12 protein-coding genes are annotated in these 15,604 nt (G+C 63.7%); 3 read left to right on the top strand and 9 right to left on the bottom strand.

Annotated features, from left to right (window positions below; translation table 11 throughout):
* Positions 1-7: 7 nt before the first annotated feature.
* Positions 8-424, top strand: coding sequence for a CHRD domain-containing protein (locus ABIB95_RS41745; protein ID WP_166099426.1), 417 nt, complete (start codon positions 8-10; stop codon positions 422-424).
* Positions 425-513: 89 nt separating this feature from the next.
* Here ABIB95_RS41745 and ABIB95_RS41740 read toward each other — a convergent pair whose 3' ends face one another.
* Positions 514-2,082, bottom strand: coding sequence for a winged helix-turn-helix domain-containing tetratricopeptide repeat protein (locus ABIB95_RS41740; RefSeq protein ID WP_354248501.1), 1,569 nt, complete (start codon positions 2,080-2,082; stop codon positions 514-516).
* A gap of 170 nt (positions 2,083-2,252) precedes the next feature.
* Between ABIB95_RS41740 and ABIB95_RS41735 the strand changes: the two genes are divergently transcribed.
* Positions 2,253-2,504 (top strand): DUF1127 domain-containing protein, encoded by a 252-nt coding sequence (locus ABIB95_RS41735; protein WP_085405857.1) that lies wholly within the window; start codon positions 2,253-2,255, stop codon positions 2,502-2,504.
* Positions 2,505-2,636: 132 nt separating this feature from the next.
* Here the strand turns inward: ABIB95_RS41735 and ABIB95_RS41730 are convergent, their stop codons facing one another.
* Positions 2,637-3,920, bottom strand: coding sequence for a cystathionine gamma-synthase family protein (locus ABIB95_RS41730; protein WP_354248499.1), 1,284 nt, complete (start codon positions 3,918-3,920; stop codon positions 2,637-2,639).
* Positions 3,921-4,187: 267 nt separating this feature from the next.
* On the opposite strand from ABIB95_RS41730, the gene ABIB95_RS41725 reads away from it, so the two are divergent.
* Positions 4,188-4,568: a hypothetical protein gene (locus tag ABIB95_RS41725; protein ID WP_354248497.1), complete on the top strand. Its 381-nt coding sequence runs from the start codon at positions 4,188-4,190 to the stop codon at positions 4,566-4,568.
* Positions 4,569-4,703: 135 nt separating this feature from the next.
* On the opposite strand, the gene ABIB95_RS41720 is transcribed toward ABIB95_RS41725, so the two are convergent.
* The 7 genes from ABIB95_RS41720 to murJ all read right to left on the bottom strand — a co-directional run bounded on the left by ABIB95_RS41720 (position 4,704) and on the right by murJ (position 15,595).
* Positions 4,704-5,150, bottom strand: coding sequence for a c-type cytochrome (locus ABIB95_RS41720; RefSeq protein WP_028153044.1), 447 nt, complete (start codon positions 5,148-5,150; stop codon positions 4,704-4,706).
* 131 nt (positions 5,151-5,281) lie between these two features.
* Positions 5,282-7,591 (bottom strand): xanthine dehydrogenase family protein molybdopterin-binding subunit, encoded by a 2,310-nt coding sequence (locus tag ABIB95_RS41715; protein WP_354095703.1) that lies wholly within the window; start codon positions 7,589-7,591, stop codon positions 5,282-5,284.
* Positions 7,592-7,874: 283 nt separating this feature from the next.
* Positions 7,875-8,150, bottom strand: coding sequence for a DUF1127 domain-containing protein (locus ABIB95_RS41710; protein ID WP_166342701.1), 276 nt, complete (start codon positions 8,148-8,150; stop codon positions 7,875-7,877).
* 429 nt (positions 8,151-8,579) lie between these two features.
* Positions 8,580-9,497 (bottom strand): NADP-dependent oxidoreductase, encoded by a 918-nt coding sequence (locus ABIB95_RS41705; RefSeq protein WP_354248494.1) that lies wholly within the window; start codon positions 9,495-9,497, stop codon positions 8,580-8,582.
* Between the two features lie 446 nt (positions 9,498-9,943).
* On the bottom strand, positions 9,944-10,930 hold the full coding sequence (locus tag ABIB95_RS41700) for an alpha/beta hydrolase (protein WP_259256765.1): 987 nt from the start codon (positions 10,928-10,930) through the stop codon (positions 9,944-9,946).
* A 146-nt stretch (positions 10,931-11,076) separates the two neighbouring features.
* Complete coding sequence (locus tag ABIB95_RS41695; RefSeq protein WP_354248492.1) at positions 11,077-13,914, bottom strand: helix-turn-helix transcriptional regulator; 2,838 nt, start codon at positions 13,912-13,914, stop codon at positions 11,077-11,079.
* Positions 13,915-14,068: 154 nt separating this feature from the next.
* Complete coding sequence (gene murJ / locus ABIB95_RS41690) at positions 14,069-15,595, bottom strand: murein biosynthesis integral membrane protein MurJ (RefSeq protein WP_354248490.1); 1,527 nt, start codon at positions 15,593-15,595, stop codon at positions 14,069-14,071.
* Between the last annotated feature and the right edge of the window lie 9 nt (positions 15,596-15,604).

Below are 15,604 nucleotides of genomic sequence, written 5' to 3'. Positions count from 1 at the left end.
GAATGTCATGAACAAGACCGTCATCGCCATGGTCGCGCTGGGCGCCGCAGCTTTTGCAGCCCCCGCCGGCGCCGAAAAGCTGAAAGCAACGCTCGACGGCAAATCCGAGGTGCCAGCAACCACCACCAGCGGCGCCGGAACCGCCGATCTGGACTATGATGCCGCCAGCAAGAAGCTGTCCTGGAAGGTCACCTATTCCGGTCTGTCCGGCCCGGCAACAGCCGCTCACTTCCACGGGCCGGCCGAGGCCGGCAAGAACGCCGGCGTCGCGGTCGCGATTCCGAATGCGACCTCCAGCCCGGTCGAGGGCTCGGCGACGCTGACCGATGCGCAGGCCGCCGATCTGCTCGCCGGCAAGCTCTACGTCAACATCCACACCGCGGCCAATCCGGGCGGCGAGATCCGCGGCCAGGTGACGAAGTAACCTCAAGGCTGCTTCGTACGCGAAGGCCGGGCGCCGGAGGGAGCGTCCGGCCTTTTCGATTCCGCACGCCGCGAGGTGGCCGCGCACGCTCATTCCGGCATGCCGGCAACCCGGAGCGCTTGCGTCAGCTTTTCGACATCGTCCCGTCGGCGGTATCGCCGTGTGTACGCATCGATACGCTTATTGGGACATAGTTGCATCGCACGGTCGCAAATCCGCCGGGCTTCCCCAACCCGGTCTGACGCCGCATGGCATGCCGCCAGAATGAATTGCGCAGGCGGAAAGATCGGTATCAGCCTGATGGCGGCTGCCGCGCAAGCCAAGGCGTCATCATGACGGTCAGCAAGAAAATGAGCGTAAGCCAAGCCCGTCTGGGCATTGGCGCCCCCATGCGGATGAAGCGGGTTCAAACGCAATGCGGTGTTGAATTGCTCGATTGCGGCGTCACCACGACCAAGCCAGAGTTGGCTCCAACCGTTCCAATGTCGTGCGATGACGAGGTTTGGGTCCAGCTTTATCGCGCGCACGAGAAGAGCATCGCCTTCCTCGACCTCGCCTGCCACCTGGGAGAGCGCGTGTCCGGCCATCGCAAGCACCGACGGATCGTTCGGGTCAAGCTCGACCGCCCGCCTCGCCATCCGCGCTGCTTCACTGTGTTCATGGGCTTCATCAGTGATCCAGTCGAAAACATTCCTCAGGACATAGCAACGGGCGCCGAGCGCGTATGCACGCGCGAATTCGGGATCGATCTCGCGGGCAGTTTTTGCGAGCTCGATAGCCTCGATGCTTGCTTCCTCGGTGAATTTGAAGAAGGAGGCAAATGCCCGAAGATAATAGTCGTAAGCCTGAAGGTTGTCGGTCGGCTGGCGTTGGGCGCGCTCGATTTCGGCGCGCTCCAGTCGCGGGGAGATTGCGCCGATGACGCTGCTTGTCAGCCGATCCTGCAGGTCGAAAAGATCTTCGATCTCACTGTCAAACCGGTCCGTCCAGAGATTCAGGCCGGTCGCCGCGTCGATCAACTGACCGGCGATTCGGACTCGATTGCCGGCCTTGCGCACACTGCCTTCGAGCACGTAGCGAACGCCCAGCTCCTGACCGATCTGTTTGACGTCGATCGCCCTCCCCTTGGAGGCCAGAGTCGAATGTCGCGCGATGACGAAAAGAGACTTCGAACGCGACAGTCCCGAAATGATGTCCTCGACCATACCGTCGGCAAAATAGTCCTGCTCCGGATCCGGGCACAGGTTGGCGAATGGAAGGACCGCGATCGAGGGTTTGTCGGGGAGCGAGAGCGCAGGTTTCGGCGTCTCGGCTCCGCCGTCGGCGGCCGCTGCGCCCTCGGCGGCAAGCGTTTCCCGGACCTGCCCCACGAAGCGGAAGCCTCTGCGTGGCAGTGTTCTTATCAGCCGCTGCTCTTCGCCAGAATCCCCGATCGCGCATCGCGCACTGTTGAGGCGGGTCGTCAGCGCAGCATCGGACACGCAGCGCCCCTGCCAAATGGCATCGATGAGTTCATCCTTGCCTACGACGCGCTCCCGATTGCGGATCAGGTAATCGAGGAGATCGAACACCAGTGGCGTAACTGAGATCCGATCCGCTCCGCGATGCAGCTCTCGCCGACCGGCGTCGAATGCATACTCCTCAAAGAGATAGCGCACGGTGCGAATCCCTTGGGTGAGCCCTCCGGGACGACCGGGGTGGGCTTTTGGGCCCGCTGGACGTCGCAAGAATAAGCTGCCGGTAGGAAAAATGTAAGCTATCGGTCAAGCACGCGCGTCGGTCTTCGGGCACCTTCTCGGGGTGAAAAACACCCTCCGAAGGCACCGCAATGACCCTGATCCAAGGTACAATGTGGCCGGAACGGGCGTCCATATCGTCCCGGCATGTCCGCAGCCTGATCCGGAAGTACTGGGATGTCTTTCAGGCACGTCGCGATCGCCAGAGATTGCGCGGCACGTTGTCCGGCTTGAGTGACCGGGAGTTGATGGACATCGGCACGACGCGCGGCGAGATCGACTACGTTGCCTCCAGCCGCGATATCGACCCGCGAGACATCGTGAGCCATTCGCGCGGAGCGTAAGTCCGGAGCCATTCGGCCTGCCAGAAGATACCAGCCTGACCAACGGCTTGGCACCTTGGCTCGCGCGAGCGGCGGCATGGCCGACCTCATTGCGTTACTTGGGGACGCTTCGGCAATGCCGGGGCTACGCCCTCAAGCCGCGTTCAGCGCCTGCGCGAGATCGGCGATCAGGTCCGACGGGTTTTCAATGCCGATCGACAGCCGGATCGTGGAATCGAGCACACCGATTTTCATGCGGATGTCGGCGGGAACGCCGGAATGGGTCATGGTTGCAGGCAGGCTCGCAAGCGACTCCGTTCCGCCAAGACTCACTGCCAACTTGAGGATTTGCAGCGCGTTGAGGAATTTCACCGCCGCGTCCTTGCCGCCGACGATGTCGAACGAGAAGGTGGAGCCCGCCCCCAGGCATTGCCGCGCGAACACCCCTCCGGCCGGCGAAGCCTTCTCGAGATGGCCGAGGTAGTGAACCTTGGCCACCTTGGGGTGATCGCGCAAATAGTCCGCGACGAGGCGCGCGTTGCTGTCAGCCTTTTCCATGCGCAGGCTCAGCGTCTCGAGCGAGCGGTTGATCATCCAGCAGGAATGCGGATCGAGCTGGGTGCCGATCGCGCCCCGGAGCGCCTTGATGCCCTTCACGATCGCCTTCGCGCCGAGCGCGGCACCCGCGATCAGGTCCGAATGACCGCCGACATATTTCGTGAGCGAGTACAGGGAAATGTCCGCACCATGCTCGATCGGCCGCTGAAACACCGGACCGAGCAGCGTATTGTCGCAGGCGATGATCGGAATGTGTCCCTGGGTCTTGCCGATGGCGTCGGCGACACGGCGCATCATCGCGACGTCGACCAGCCCGTTGGTCGGGTTGGCCGGAGTTTCGATCAGAATCATCGAGACCCGGCCCTTGCGCATGGCCTCCTCCGAGGCCTGGCTGACCGCCGCTTCATCAACGCCATCGGCGAAGCCGACGGCGCCGATCGACAGGCGCGCAAGCGTGTTCGTCAGCAGGGTTTCCGTCCCGCCATAGAGCGGCTGGGAGTGCAGGATGACATCGCCGGGACGGACGAACGCCAGGATCGTGGTTGCGATGGCCGCCATGCCGGATGAGAACAGCGCGCAGCTCTCGGTGCGCTCGTAGATCGCGAGCCTGTCCTCGACGATTTCGCTGTTGGGGTGATTGAAGCGCGAATAGACCAGCCCCGCGCCCATCCCTTCCGGCGGCTCGCGCCGGCCGGCGACGAAATCGAAGAAGTCCTGCCCGTCATCGGCCGTCTTGAACACGAAGGTGGAGGTCAGGAACACCGGGGGCTTGATGGCGCCTTCCGACAATTGCGGATCGTAGCCATAAGTCAGCATCAGCGTTTCAGGATGCAGCATATGGTTGCCGATGTGCGTCTTCGACGGGAACGGTTTGACCATGGCCTGCCTCGCTGTTTTGATTCAGATTCTCGCCGCGAATTGGAACTCTGCGATCGAAGCACACGACTCGGATGCGCCTGCATCCGACAGCTCTCGTCAACGTCGCAGCGGCTGCGATTGAAGATAAGCCCATACGTGGCGCCCCGACAGCGATCAGCCAGGCCTCGCAAACAAATTTTGCCCTTGGTGTGGTTCGACGAATCGATGCCTCGGTCACCGAGGCACCTCAACGCAATGGTCCGAGCCTCCCCCGCCGCGGCCCTACCTATGACGGGCCGCCCGCAAACATCCCCGATTCCGTCCATCCATTTTCGTGTTGCCGCCACAAACAGCACTCACGAAGGCGTGACCGCGTATGGGGAGAAAAAAGTGCGCGCAAGGAGACCATGGAAAGTCGTGGGGGCCAAACATCACCACTCAAGTGTCGAGCAACTTCAGCTCGATCTGGCGGCGATCAACCGGTGCATACACGTGCTGGAAAAGGCGGACGTCAATCCTCAGGACATTGAGGTACTGACCGTTCATGCGCTGACGCTCGCCGAACAGATCGATGAGGTGCGCTGGTTGAACCCAGCGAAGGCTTTGGGGTGGTTACTCGAAAAAGAGACTCGCAGGCCTGCCGCTCGAAAAGCTTCAGGATCCGGCTGAGCAATTGCGCTCGCCTTCGATCCGCCCAGATGCGCGTCCGACCGAAAACGCGTACGAGTCAACCGAGGCGCCCGCACACAACGCAAAAAGGGCGGATGCCGTGCGCATCCGCCCTCACTTTTTGCCGACTCCGCGTCAGCTGTTCTTCACACGAAAGGTCTCGTGACAGCCGCCGCATTCCTTGCCGACCGCGGGAAAAGTCGCCTTGAGCGAATCCAGGTCCTTGATCTTGCCCTTGGCCTCGCCGACGACCTTGGCGAAGCTTGCGATCTTGGCGTCGAAGCCGGCCTTGTCCTCCCAGATCTTCGGCGAGGCGCTGTAGTCGCCCTCGGGCTTCTGGCCCTTTGCGCTCGCCGGGAACAGGTTCGGCAGCTTCTTGGCAGTATCCGCGAACTGCGCCAGCGCGCTATCCACCGTGGCCTGGTCGTAAGGCTTCTCGCCCTTGACGATCGCCGCAACCGCGCCGGCGTTCTTGCCGTTGCCCTTCATGAGGGTCTGGACCTCCTTGACGGAGTCCTGCTGCGCCCAAACCGCGCCCATGCCGAGCAGCAGCGCGCCCCCAACAACCAACACTCGCTTCATTCGCAAAATCCCTTTCCCTGAGACAGGATCGTGCTGACCCCACATTGGGCCAACACCGATTGGCAGAGTTCATTCCATCCAAAGCGCGGCGATAGATCGTCGCACTATGGATTATTTGGTCGAGCTCGAGATTAAAGGCTGTGACGGCGGTGGTGCTCGTTGACGGCGATCCACACCCGCTCCGGGGTGGCCGGCATGTCGATGTGGTCGATCTTGTATTCGCGCCAGAGCCCGTCGACGATGGCGTTGACGACGGCCGGACAGGAGCCGATCGCGCCGGCCTCGCCCGCCCCCTTCACGCCCAGCGGATTGGTCGTGCAGGGAACGTTGCTGGTCTCGAATACGAAGTCCGGACCATCCGCCGCGCGCGGCAGCGCGTAGTCCATGAAGGTCGCGGTGATCAGTTGCCCGTCAGTGGCGCCGTAGACCACCTGCTCCATCAGCGCCTGGCCGATGCCCTGCATGGCGCCGCCATGCACCTGGCCCGCCAAAAGCAGCGGATTGAGCGTCTTGCCGAAATCGTCGACGATCACGTAGTTGACGATCTTGATGATGCCGGTCGCCGGATCGATCTCGACTTCCGCCAGATGCGTGCCGTTCGGATAGGTGCCGTCGGCGCTGGCAAAGGTCGCGCTGCCGTTGAGCTTCGATGGATCGGCGCTCCCGCGCTTGGCGAGATCGGCGAACGACATTGAACGGTCGGTGCCGGCAATCCGCACCACGCCATCGGAGAGCTCGAGGTCGCCGGCGCTGGCTTCCAGCGCCTGCGCCGCGATCTCCTTCAGCTTCTGCCCAAGCTCGCGCGTGGCGCGCTCGACGCTGACGCCGCCTGACGGGATCGAGGCCGAGCCACCGGTGCCGAGCCCCGTGGCGATCTCGTCGGTGTCGCCCTGGCGCACGTGCACGCGCTCCGGGGGCAGGCCGAACTGCTCGGCGACGATCTGCGCATAAGCCGTCTGGTGGCCCTGCCCGCTCGACTGCGTGCCGATCAGAACGGTGACGTCGCCGTTGGGATCGAGCCGCACATTGGCGGTCTCCTCGCCCATCACGCCGCAGATCTCGACATAGCTCGCAAGGCCGATGCCGCGGATCAGGCCATTCTTCTTGGCCGCCTTGGCGCGCTTGGGAAATTCCTTCCACTCGCCGATCTCCATCGCGCGCTTGAGATGCGCGGCGAAGTCGCCGGAATCGTAGACCTTGCCTGTTGCGGTCTTGTACGGCAGCGCCTTCGGCTGAATGAAATTCTTGCGGCGGATGGCGTCCGGCGTCATGTCGAGTTTTCGCGCGCACGCGTCCACGAGGCGTTCGATGACGTAAGCGGCCTCGGGACGGCCCGCGCCGCGATAGGCATCGACCGGCACGCTATTGGTGAAGATGGTGCGCACCCGGCAGTGGAAGGCCTGGATGTCGTAGAGGCCCGGCAGCATGCCGGCGCCGCCATGCGGAATGTAGGGGCCGAAGGTCGACAGATACGCGCCCATGTCGCCCATCAGGTCGCAATCCATCGCGAGGAATTTTCCGTCCTCGGCCAGCGCCATCTTGGCGGTGGTGACGTTGTCGCGGCCCTGCGCGTCGCCCATGAAGTGCTCGGTGCGGTCGGCCGCCCATTTCACCGCCTTCTTGAGCTGCCGCGCGGCGACCGCCATCAAGGCGTATTCGCGGTACGGAAACAGCTTCGTGCCGAACCCACCGCCGACGTCGGGGCAGATCACCCGCATCTTCTCGGTCGGGATGTTGAGCACGTTCTGGCAGAGGATGTCGCGCAGGCGATGGCTGCCCTGGCTGCCGACCGTCAGCGTCAGATGATCGCGCTTGGCGTCGTATTCGCAGACGGCCGCGCGCGCCTCCATGAAGCTCGCGACCACGCGCGGATTGACGATGGAGATCTCGGCCACCGCATGCGCTTTGGCAAAGGCAGCTTCGGTCGCCGCCTTGTCGCCGATCGAGACGTCGAACAGCACGTTGCCGGCCTTGTCCGGCCAGACCTGCGGCGCGCCCTTCTTGACGGCGTTGACGACGCCGGTCACCGCCGGCAGCGGGCTCCATTTGACCTCGATCGCCTCGATCGCGTCGCGGGCCTGGTCGATGGTCTCGGCGACCACGAAGGCGATGGAATCGCCGACATGGCGCACCTCGTCCTTGGCGAGGATCGGGTAAGGCGGGCCTGTGAAGGGATCGGTCTCGAGATTGAACAGGCAGGGCAGATTGCCGAGGTCCTTGACGTCATCGGCGGTCAGGATCAGCGCAACGCCCGGCAGCGTGCGAGCCCGGCTCGCATCGATGGTGTATTTGGCATGCGCGTGCGGCGAGCGCAGCATCAGGCAGCGAAGCGCGGCCTGCGGCGCATAATCGTCGGTATATCGGCCCTTGCCGCGGATGAGCGCGTCATCCTCCTTGCGCAGCACGCTTTGGCCAACGCCGAACTTGATGGGAGCCGCCATTTTCTTATCCCGTCCTCATGGTTGTTTTGCGGGCATATTGCCGTGGAAAAAGTGGCAAGGCAAACGGCTTTAGGCGGGCATAGGCCGCGCAGGCTCGCCCGGTGCCTCGCCTGTCAGAGCGGGATGCGACGAAAACGCCGCAGCCCGGTCATTTCCCTGTGAGGAACGGTCCGGTTGATGGCACGATAGTTGCCGAACTCGTCCCGCGGTGCACTCCTAAGAAGTAGTCGTGCTGACTGCCGCTTGTTCGCAAAGCGTATCTCCGCTTCTGACGGTTGATCACCTATATCACGCCCCGCCTCCAAAGATCCGTGGCGCGATCTCTCAGCGTATCGATAGCGCGTTCAGGCGTGATGTAGTCGATCTCGCTACGCGTCAAGCCGATATCCATCAGCTCCCTGTCACTCAGGTCCTGCAATGCGACCTGCGGGCGCTGCCGCCGCTCCTGAAACGCACGCCAGTATCGCTTGATCAGTCTCAAGACGATGGAGAGGTCGAGCCGAAGCCTCGCGGCATCGCGCTCAATCTCGGATGAGATGTCCGTCTGTTGGGGTGGCATCGGATGCTCCTGCTGTTGTGCCGGCAGGGAGCGTGGCCAAACAAAAGGCCCCGTCCGATGCCGGCGGGGCCTGGTGGAAAAGATGTCGTCGTCGAATTCCTAGCGCGCGACTCCTTCCACGGCCCAGCCGAAGCGGGTCATGTGGTTGCGGTTGAAATGGCGCGACGATTTGATCATGCGGCGCCAATACCACGGCAATCGTGCAAAATCAAGGGATGTGCGGAGGTCGGTTGCACCTTGGAGGCGAGTCCCTCGCTCCGACGAATTCGCTCATTCGACGCGACGGTTCATGTCCCCTACGCGAGGGGCATTCCAAAGCGGACGTTTACGACCGCTCCGAGAGGGCGGCCATTGCCCCCTGGGACATTCTCAACAGCCGGCCGACCCGGACGAGCCGGCCGGCTGCGCGCATCAACGGACGTGCGTCGCTCAGGGACGAACGCGGATAATCATATTTCCCTTACGTCGCTCGGTCGAATTTAAGGCGGCGACGGCATCGTCGAGGGTCGAGACGTTGCCGATGTTGGTCCGCAGTCGTCCGTCCCGCACCCGCTGAACGATCTCACTCAGTTGGGCACGATCAGCCTCGACGACGAAGTCGATCGCCAGCCCGTTGGAAGGCCGCGCTTCCAGCGGCCCGACGATGGACACCAGTGTTCCCCCGGCTCGAATGAGTGCTGTGGACCGCTTCTGGATCTCACCACCGATAACATCGAACACCAGATCGACTTCGCCGATGTCCTCCAGTGCGTCGTTGTCGAGGTCGACGAACTCCTTCGCGCCGAGGTCGAGCACTGTCTGACGATCGGCGGCACGTCCGGAGCCGATGACATAAGCTCCGGCCGCTCGTGCGAGTTGCGTCACCATTGACCCGACTGCGCCTGCAGCCCCGTGTGCCAGCACGCTCTGCCCCGCCTGTAGGCGACCGTGCTGGAACAGCCCTTGCCACGCGGTGAGGCCCGAGATCGGCAGGCTCGCGCCCACGGTAAAGTCGACGTCGCCCGGCAGCGGCGCAAGGTTGCGCGCCTCGATTGCCACGTACTCGGCCAGCGTGCCGTCGCGATACCAGTCCGCGAGGCCGAACACCCGTTGTCCCACCGACAGCCCCGTCGTTCCATATCCAAGGGCAGAGACCACTCCGGCCAGCTCGTGCCCAGGGATCGATGGCGTTCGGTTGCGATCAAGGCGATCGGCCCAGCTCGAGGGCCACGCAAGCTCAGTCGGGATAAATCTCGACGCATGAACCTGGACGACGACATCGTTTATCGCTGCCTGCGGCTCGGGCCGGTGCACCAGCTTCATACCGGCCGTTCCTGCGGCTTGCTCCGTTACAACGATCGCCTTCATGAGATTTTCTCCTTGGTCATTTGTCTCTTCGGTGGAAATGTGAGGGAGCGCGCACGCGCCGGCTTTCCACAAAATGCCAGGCAGTGTGGAACTCCTGTCTCCGTGTCGGCGATCTAATTGTCTGCACCGATCGGAACTCCCGCCAAGCCCGATGGATCGGGCTCGCTCCGATCCACGGTCGTAGCGAGTAGATGCGTTGCGCCTGGCTATAAAAAAGTACCAAGATTGACGATTCTGGCTGTACCAACCGATGCCGTGATGTCGGCCTTGAGACTGTGAGCCGACGAGAATCGCAAAACTGGGCTTGGCAAGTTGCTGCAGACATCAACCGACTGGACTTATTCAGTCACCGGGGCATTGCGCGAGAACGTCGCAATCATAAGTTCGGGATCAATCAAAACGTAGCAAGCGGCGACGGTGTCGCCGCCTGCTCTTCCAAGGCTAGATCAAGGCGCGAGATGTGCCTTGATCTCCGCCGACATCTGCCGAATCGCGGCCTTGGGCTCGGGGTCGCTCTGGATGCCGTTCAGCAGGACGAAGTCGTGGATCATCCCGTTGTAGCGGGTCGCGATCACGGACACTCCGGCCTCCTTGAGCTTGCGCGCGTAAGCCTCACCTTCGTCGCGCAGCGGATCGTTCTCTGCGGTGATGACAAGAGCCGGGGGAAGCCCCTTCAATTGCTGCAGGCTGGCGCGCAGCGGCGAGACGTAGGGGTTGTTGCGCGTCGCCGCGTCCGGCGCGTACAGATCCCAGCCGTATTTCATGAAGGCGCGGGCGAGAAATCGTCCCGTGCCATATTCGTGGTAGGATGCGGTGTCGACACTGGCGTCGGTCGCCGGGATCATCATGACCTGATAGCTGATCTTGGGTCCGCTGCGGTCTTTGGCCATCAGCGACAACGCCGCGGTCATGTTGCCGCCAACCGAATTGCCGGCCACCGCGATCCGGCTACCGTCCGCGCCGAACTCTTCGGCGTGGCTCGCCACCCATTTCAGCACCGCATAGGACTGGTCGAGCTGCGTGGGAAAGCGCGCCTTCGGCAGGGACGTGTACTCAACGAAAACACCGATCTGGCCGGAGCCGACCACCAGGTCGCGCAACAGACGCTGATGGTTCTGGAAATTGCCGACGATCCAGACACCGCCGTGAATGAACAGCAGTACGCCGGGCTTTCCGGTCACGTGCTCGGGCTTCATGATGTAGATCTTCACGGACTGACCATCCTGGGTGATGGTCTGCTCGGTCGTGTTCACCCCCGACATGTCGACTGGCGTCTTGTTCTGAAGCTCCGTCAGGATGTCCTGCGGCTTGGGCTGGGGCAGCTCCCAGAACGGGCTCGGATCCTTGTTGATCTCGCGCAGGAAGGCGCGAACCTGGGGATCGATCCGGGGGTCGGTCCCGGCGTCTGGGGCCGCATCGGCGGCTTGGGTCATGAGGATTGCTCCGAGGCTGAGGATTGCGAGTGAAGAGAACAGTTTCATGGTCAACTTTTGCTTGGGGGTAGACGCACTCGCACAGCTAGCCCGCGCGGAGGGGCTGCCGCTTCTGTCAAATGACCAGTCCGATGACGGGACGGCGATCAGTCCGCGGGGCGGCTGATGCTTGCGAGAACGGGGCGTAGCCCGGACCGCGAGGTGATTCCGGCCTTCGAAAAGATCCGGTGCAGGTGGTACCCGACAGTTCTGTGGGACAGATACAGTCTGGCGCCGATCTCCTTGTTCGAGAGACCTTCGGCGGCGAGTTGCGCGATGTGAAGCTCCTGCGGGGTCAACGTGTCCCACACCTGTTCGGTTCGCCGGCGGCTGGTTTCGCCCGACGCTCGCAGTTCCTCGCGGGCCCGATCGCTCCAGGGCGAAGCGCCGAGCGCATCGAACATGTCGCGTGCCTCGCGCAACGGAGCCCTCGCATTGGCGGATCTGCGCTGGCGGCGCAGCCATCCGCCATAGGCCAGGAGAAAACGGGCTCGCAGGAACGGCCATTTCTTCGCGGCCGGCCCAGGACCTTGCAGTCCAGGACCTTGCAGTCCAGGACCTTGCAGTCCAAGACCTTGCAGGAAGAACGGCTCGGCATCTTCCGGCGCTGCGAGGAACGCCTTGCCATATTGCAGCATCGTCCCGACCCACGGCACCGGCGTCGGAGCCGAGGCGCGCTCGATCTCATCAAGCACGCGGCTCGCCTCGTCCGCATTGCCGGACGACACGGCGGCCTCCACGAAATCCGCGAGGCCAAAGAACTGAAGGCCGAAATTGAAAGCGGGATCGGCCGGCGTGAACAGGCGTCGCAGATGCTCAAAGGCCTCCCAATGACGGCCCGCGCCGATTGCGGATACGCCTCGTGCGATCTGCAACATGGCCAGCAGGAAACTCGCGCCGATGGACAGGGCCAGGGCTTCCGCCTGCGCCGCATACGCTTCGGATTGCTCCAGATTGCCTTGCATTCCTGCGAGCCTGGCTTTCAGGATCGTGGCTGCGGCAATCCACGGAAGCCCGCCGGTCTCTTCGGCAAGCCGGGCGGATTCCTCGGCCTCCCTCATGGCGCCCCGCCAGTCACCGACTTCCATTTCCGCCCACCCTTGGGCGAAAAGCACCCGGGCGAGATCGCTGAGCCGTCCCTGCATGCGCAGCACGGCACTGGACTCGGCGAGAAAGTTCACGCCGATGTCGAAGGTCCCGATGACATTGGCGGTGCTGCCGAGGATGCTCGCAACGGTGGGATCGCCGTGCGCCGTTCCCGCGAGCCCCTGAAGCTTGAGGTACAAGTCCGCCCCCCGCCGCAGCGGCTCGACGTAAGCGGATATCGCGATCAGGCGGGGGTCCCCGTCAGGCAATTCCAGCCGCGCAGCCGCATCGTGAACCCTTGTGCAGAGTTCATCGCTTGCGCTGCTCCACCAGCAGCGTTGCGCGGCTCGCCAAAGAAGATTGGCGGCCAGATCGATCGCGCCGGCGGCGTGGGCTTTCGCGGCGAACCCGATCAATGCGAGAATCTTTGCGGGATCGTTGACCGCCGGGGGCTGGCTGATCTCACGGCACCAGGCGATCCGGACCAGCGCCAACTGGTTCGTCTCGTCGATGTCGGCCTGCCGCAGCAGGCGCTCCATGAGTTCCGGCTGCCCCAGATCGGCGGCGAGTTCGGCCGCTCGCAACAGCCGGTCGCCTCTCGCCTTCGCCGTGCTGCTCAGCCGTGCCGCGCTTTCCAGAACCTCGATCGCCATCGCCACGGCGCCGCGCCGCAACGCGCGCGCCGCCATCAGGTCGTATTCGCCGGCGAGCTCGTCGTCAGGTCCGATCGTTGCTGCGGCACGATGCCACAATTGGCGGTCGAGCTGATCGTGAATCACGGCAGCAAGCGCGGCGTGGATCCTTTGGCGGGTCGCCGGGTCGGCGGCCTGGTGCATGGCGGAGCGAACGAGCGGATGCCGAAACCTCACCTCCGTCCCGTTGATCTCGATGAGCTTCGCGGCGACCGCGGGCGCGATGGCAGCGATACCCACGCGCTCGCCCAACACGGCTTCGGCGGCGGAAAGGATTTCGTGGAGCGATGTCCCGTCGTTCTCCGCCGTCACGAACAACAGCAATTGCGCGATGTGCGGGAGGTCGGACAAGCGACTGGAGAAGGCGCGCTCGAGCCGGTCGGTCAGCGGAAGCCACGGCGCATCTCCAGCGGCTCGTTCTCCGCGGGGCAGCTCCGCAAGGGCCAGCGGATTGCCCGAGGCCTCCCGAAGGAAGCGGCTGCGCAGCTCCGCCGGAAGGCCCGGCGCGTTGGCGTCCAGCAAGCGCTCGGCGTCGGCTTGATCGAGCCCTGAAAGGCGCAGCCTCAGGGTGGAGGCGTCGCCAAGCGAACTCTTGAAGTCGTCGCGCATGGCGACCACGAGAACGATCGGGTCCGAGCTCAGTCTGCGCGAGACGAAGGCCAGCACCTCAAATGTCGCCTGATCCAGCCATTGGGCATCGTCGGCAACAAGCAGCAGAGGCTCGCGCGTCGCCCTTTCGCTCAGAAGAGACAGCGTCGCGAGCGCAACCAGGAAGATATCGGGCGGCCCCGCGTCGTCATGCATGCCAAAAGCGGCCAGCAAGGCCGATCGCTGGCGAGGGACAAGGCCCTCGGCCCCTTTCATCAGCGGACGCAAGGCCTGTTCAAGTGCTGCAAACGGCAAATGGACCTCGGCGAGGACGCCGGTCATGCCCAAGACGGTGAAGCCGCGTTCACTGGCCCTGTGTCTGGCAACATCGAGGAGCGCAGATTTTCCGATGCCGGGCTCACCGCTGATAACAAGAGTGGATCCACCTTGGTCGATCCGTTCGATCAGGTGATCGATCAGCGCAATGTCCTGCGCGCGACCCTGCAAACTGGGAGACGCAAGGGTAGCACCAACCCGCCCTTTCCGCGGCGAGGTCGCCTTTTTCGCCCGTCTGGTCATCGCATAACCGTTGGTGAGACCGCACCCTTTCGAACTCGACCGAGGTTAAACGTTACCATGTACTGGGAACCAGAGGAGAGCCATATACGTGATGGCTGCTTCCGGCGTGTCTCGCCTGCTGCAGCAGGCTTTGGCCCGTCGGATTGATACAGGCCTAGCCACGCACCAGCGAGACCAACCAGCTGCGGCCGAACAGGATGAGGATCGCGAGCGCGTAGACGATGGTGCCTCCGACGGCCAGCAGCACCAGCATCAGCTCATCGCGGAAGTGCATCGAGCCCAGCATAGAACCGCTGAAGCGCGCGATCAGCCAGAACGTGGCGGCGAGGATCAGTCCGGTCAGCAGGAATTTGGCGAGCGACATCAGCCACGCGCGGTCCAGCACGAGAAAGCCTCGCCGCACGGCGAAGAACAGCACCAGCAGCAGATTGGTCCAGACACCGACAGCTGTCGCCAGCGCAAGGCCGATCTGGGCGAGCGAACCCATCAAGGCCACCTTCAGGGCGACATTGACCGCGATGCCCGTCAGCGAGGCGCGGACCGGTGTCGCCGTATCCTTGCGCGCATAGAAGGTCGCGACCGCGCTGCGGATCAGCACGAAGGGGATCAGGCCGATGGCATAGGCCGCGAGCGTGGCGCCGGCGGCGGCGGCATCGGCCTTCGAGAACGCCCCGCGGGCGAACAGCGCACGCATGATCGCGTCGGGCACGGTGATGAAGGCCGCCACGAACGGCACCGAGAACAGCAGCGTGAAATCGAAGGCGCGGCGCTGCGCCTTCATCGCGCCGTCATGATCGTTGGCGGTGATCCGCCGCGACATCTCGGGCAGCAACACCGTGCCGATCGCGATGCCGATCACACCGATCGGCAGCTGATTGAGGCGGTCGGCATAATAGAGCGCCGACAGCGCGCCTGCGGGCAGGAAGGTCGCGATGATGGTGTCGGCGAACAGCGCGACCTGTGTGCCCATCGAGCCCAGCGTCGCCGGCCCAAGCGCCTTGAAGAAGCTGCGGACGTCCTCGTCGAGCTTCAGCGGCGCAAAGCGCGGCAGGCCGCCATGGCGCGCGAGATCGCCCGCGAGCAGGAAATATTGCAGGAAGCCGGAAATCAGGACGCCCCAGGCGGCGGCGTGGCCCGCGCTGGGAAACCAGGCGGCGAGCGCCAGCGTCATCATCATGGAGATGTTGAGGAAGATCGATGCCGCCGCGGCGCTGGCAAAGCGCTGCATCACGTTGAGCATGCCGCCGTAGAGCGTCACCAGCGTGATCAGCAGCAGATAGGGAAAGGTGATCCGTGTCAGCTCGATCGCGAGCCTGCGCTGCTCGGCATCCTCGGAAAAGCCCGGCGCCAGAATGCTCATGGCCTGCGGCATGAACAGCCAGGCGACGATCAGCAGCACCACCTGCGAGGCCAGCAGCAGCGTGAAGATGCGGTCGGCGAACAATTTTGCCGCCCCCTCCCCGCGCTCGCCATGGACATGCGCATAGGCGGGCACCCAGGCGGCGTTGAAGGCGCCCTCGGCGAAGATCGCGCGGAAATGATTGGGCAGCCGCAGCGCCACGAAAAAGGCGTCGGCCACGGGGCCGGCGCCCAGGATCGCCGCGAGCATGATGTCGCGGGCAAATCCCGTCAGCCGCGAGAGCAGCGTGTAACCACCAACCGTGAAGATGCGTCCGAGCATGCGTCTGTT

The organism is Bradyrhizobium sp. LA2.1 (assembly GCF_040547725.1).
In the GTDB taxonomy this organism is placed as follows: Bacteria; Pseudomonadota; Alphaproteobacteria; order Rhizobiales; family Xanthobacteraceae; genus Bradyrhizobium; species Bradyrhizobium barranii.
The sequence above is the reverse complement of the archived record's forward strand: the minus strand, read 5'-3'. Positions and strand labels throughout refer to the sequence as shown.

Coding starts and splice junctions, on each gene's coding strand:
- ABIB95_RS41720 (WP_028153044.1), bottom strand. CDS start 5,150: ATGAAGCGAGTGTTGGTTGTTGGGGGCGCGCTGCTGCTCGGCATGGGC.
- ABIB95_RS41725 (WP_354248497.1), top strand. CDS start 4,188: ATGACGGGCCGCCCGCAAACATCCCCGATTCCGTCCATCCATTTTCGT.
- ABIB95_RS41745 (WP_166099426.1), top strand. CDS start 8: ATGAACAAGACCGTCATCGCCATGGTCGCGCTGGGCGCCGCAGCTTTT.
- ABIB95_RS41735 (WP_085405857.1), top strand. CDS start 2,253: ATGACCCTGATCCAAGGTACAATGTGGCCGGAACGGGCGTCCATATCG.
- ABIB95_RS41695 (WP_354248492.1), bottom strand. CDS start 13,914: ATGACCAGACGGGCGAAAAAGGCGACCTCGCCGCGGAAAGGGCGGGTT.
- murJ (WP_354248490.1), bottom strand. CDS start 15,595: ATGCTCGGACGCATCTTCACGGTTGGTGGTTACACGCTGCTCTCGCGG.
- ABIB95_RS41730 (WP_354248499.1), bottom strand. CDS start 3,920: ATGGTCAAACCGTTCCCGTCGAAGACGCACATCGGCAACCATATGCTG.
- ABIB95_RS41715 (WP_354095703.1), bottom strand. CDS start 7,591: ATGGCGGCTCCCATCAAGTTCGGCGTTGGCCAAAGCGTGCTGCGCAAG.
- ABIB95_RS41710 (WP_166342701.1), bottom strand. CDS start 8,150: ATGCCACCCCAACAGACGGACATCTCATCCGAGATTGAGCGCGATGCC.
- ABIB95_RS41705 (WP_354248494.1), bottom strand. CDS start 9,497: ATGAAGGCGATCGTTGTAACGGAGCAAGCCGCAGGAACGGCCGGTATG.
- ABIB95_RS41700 (WP_259256765.1), bottom strand. CDS start 10,930: ATGACCCAAGCCGCCGATGCGGCCCCAGACGCCGGGACCGACCCCCGG.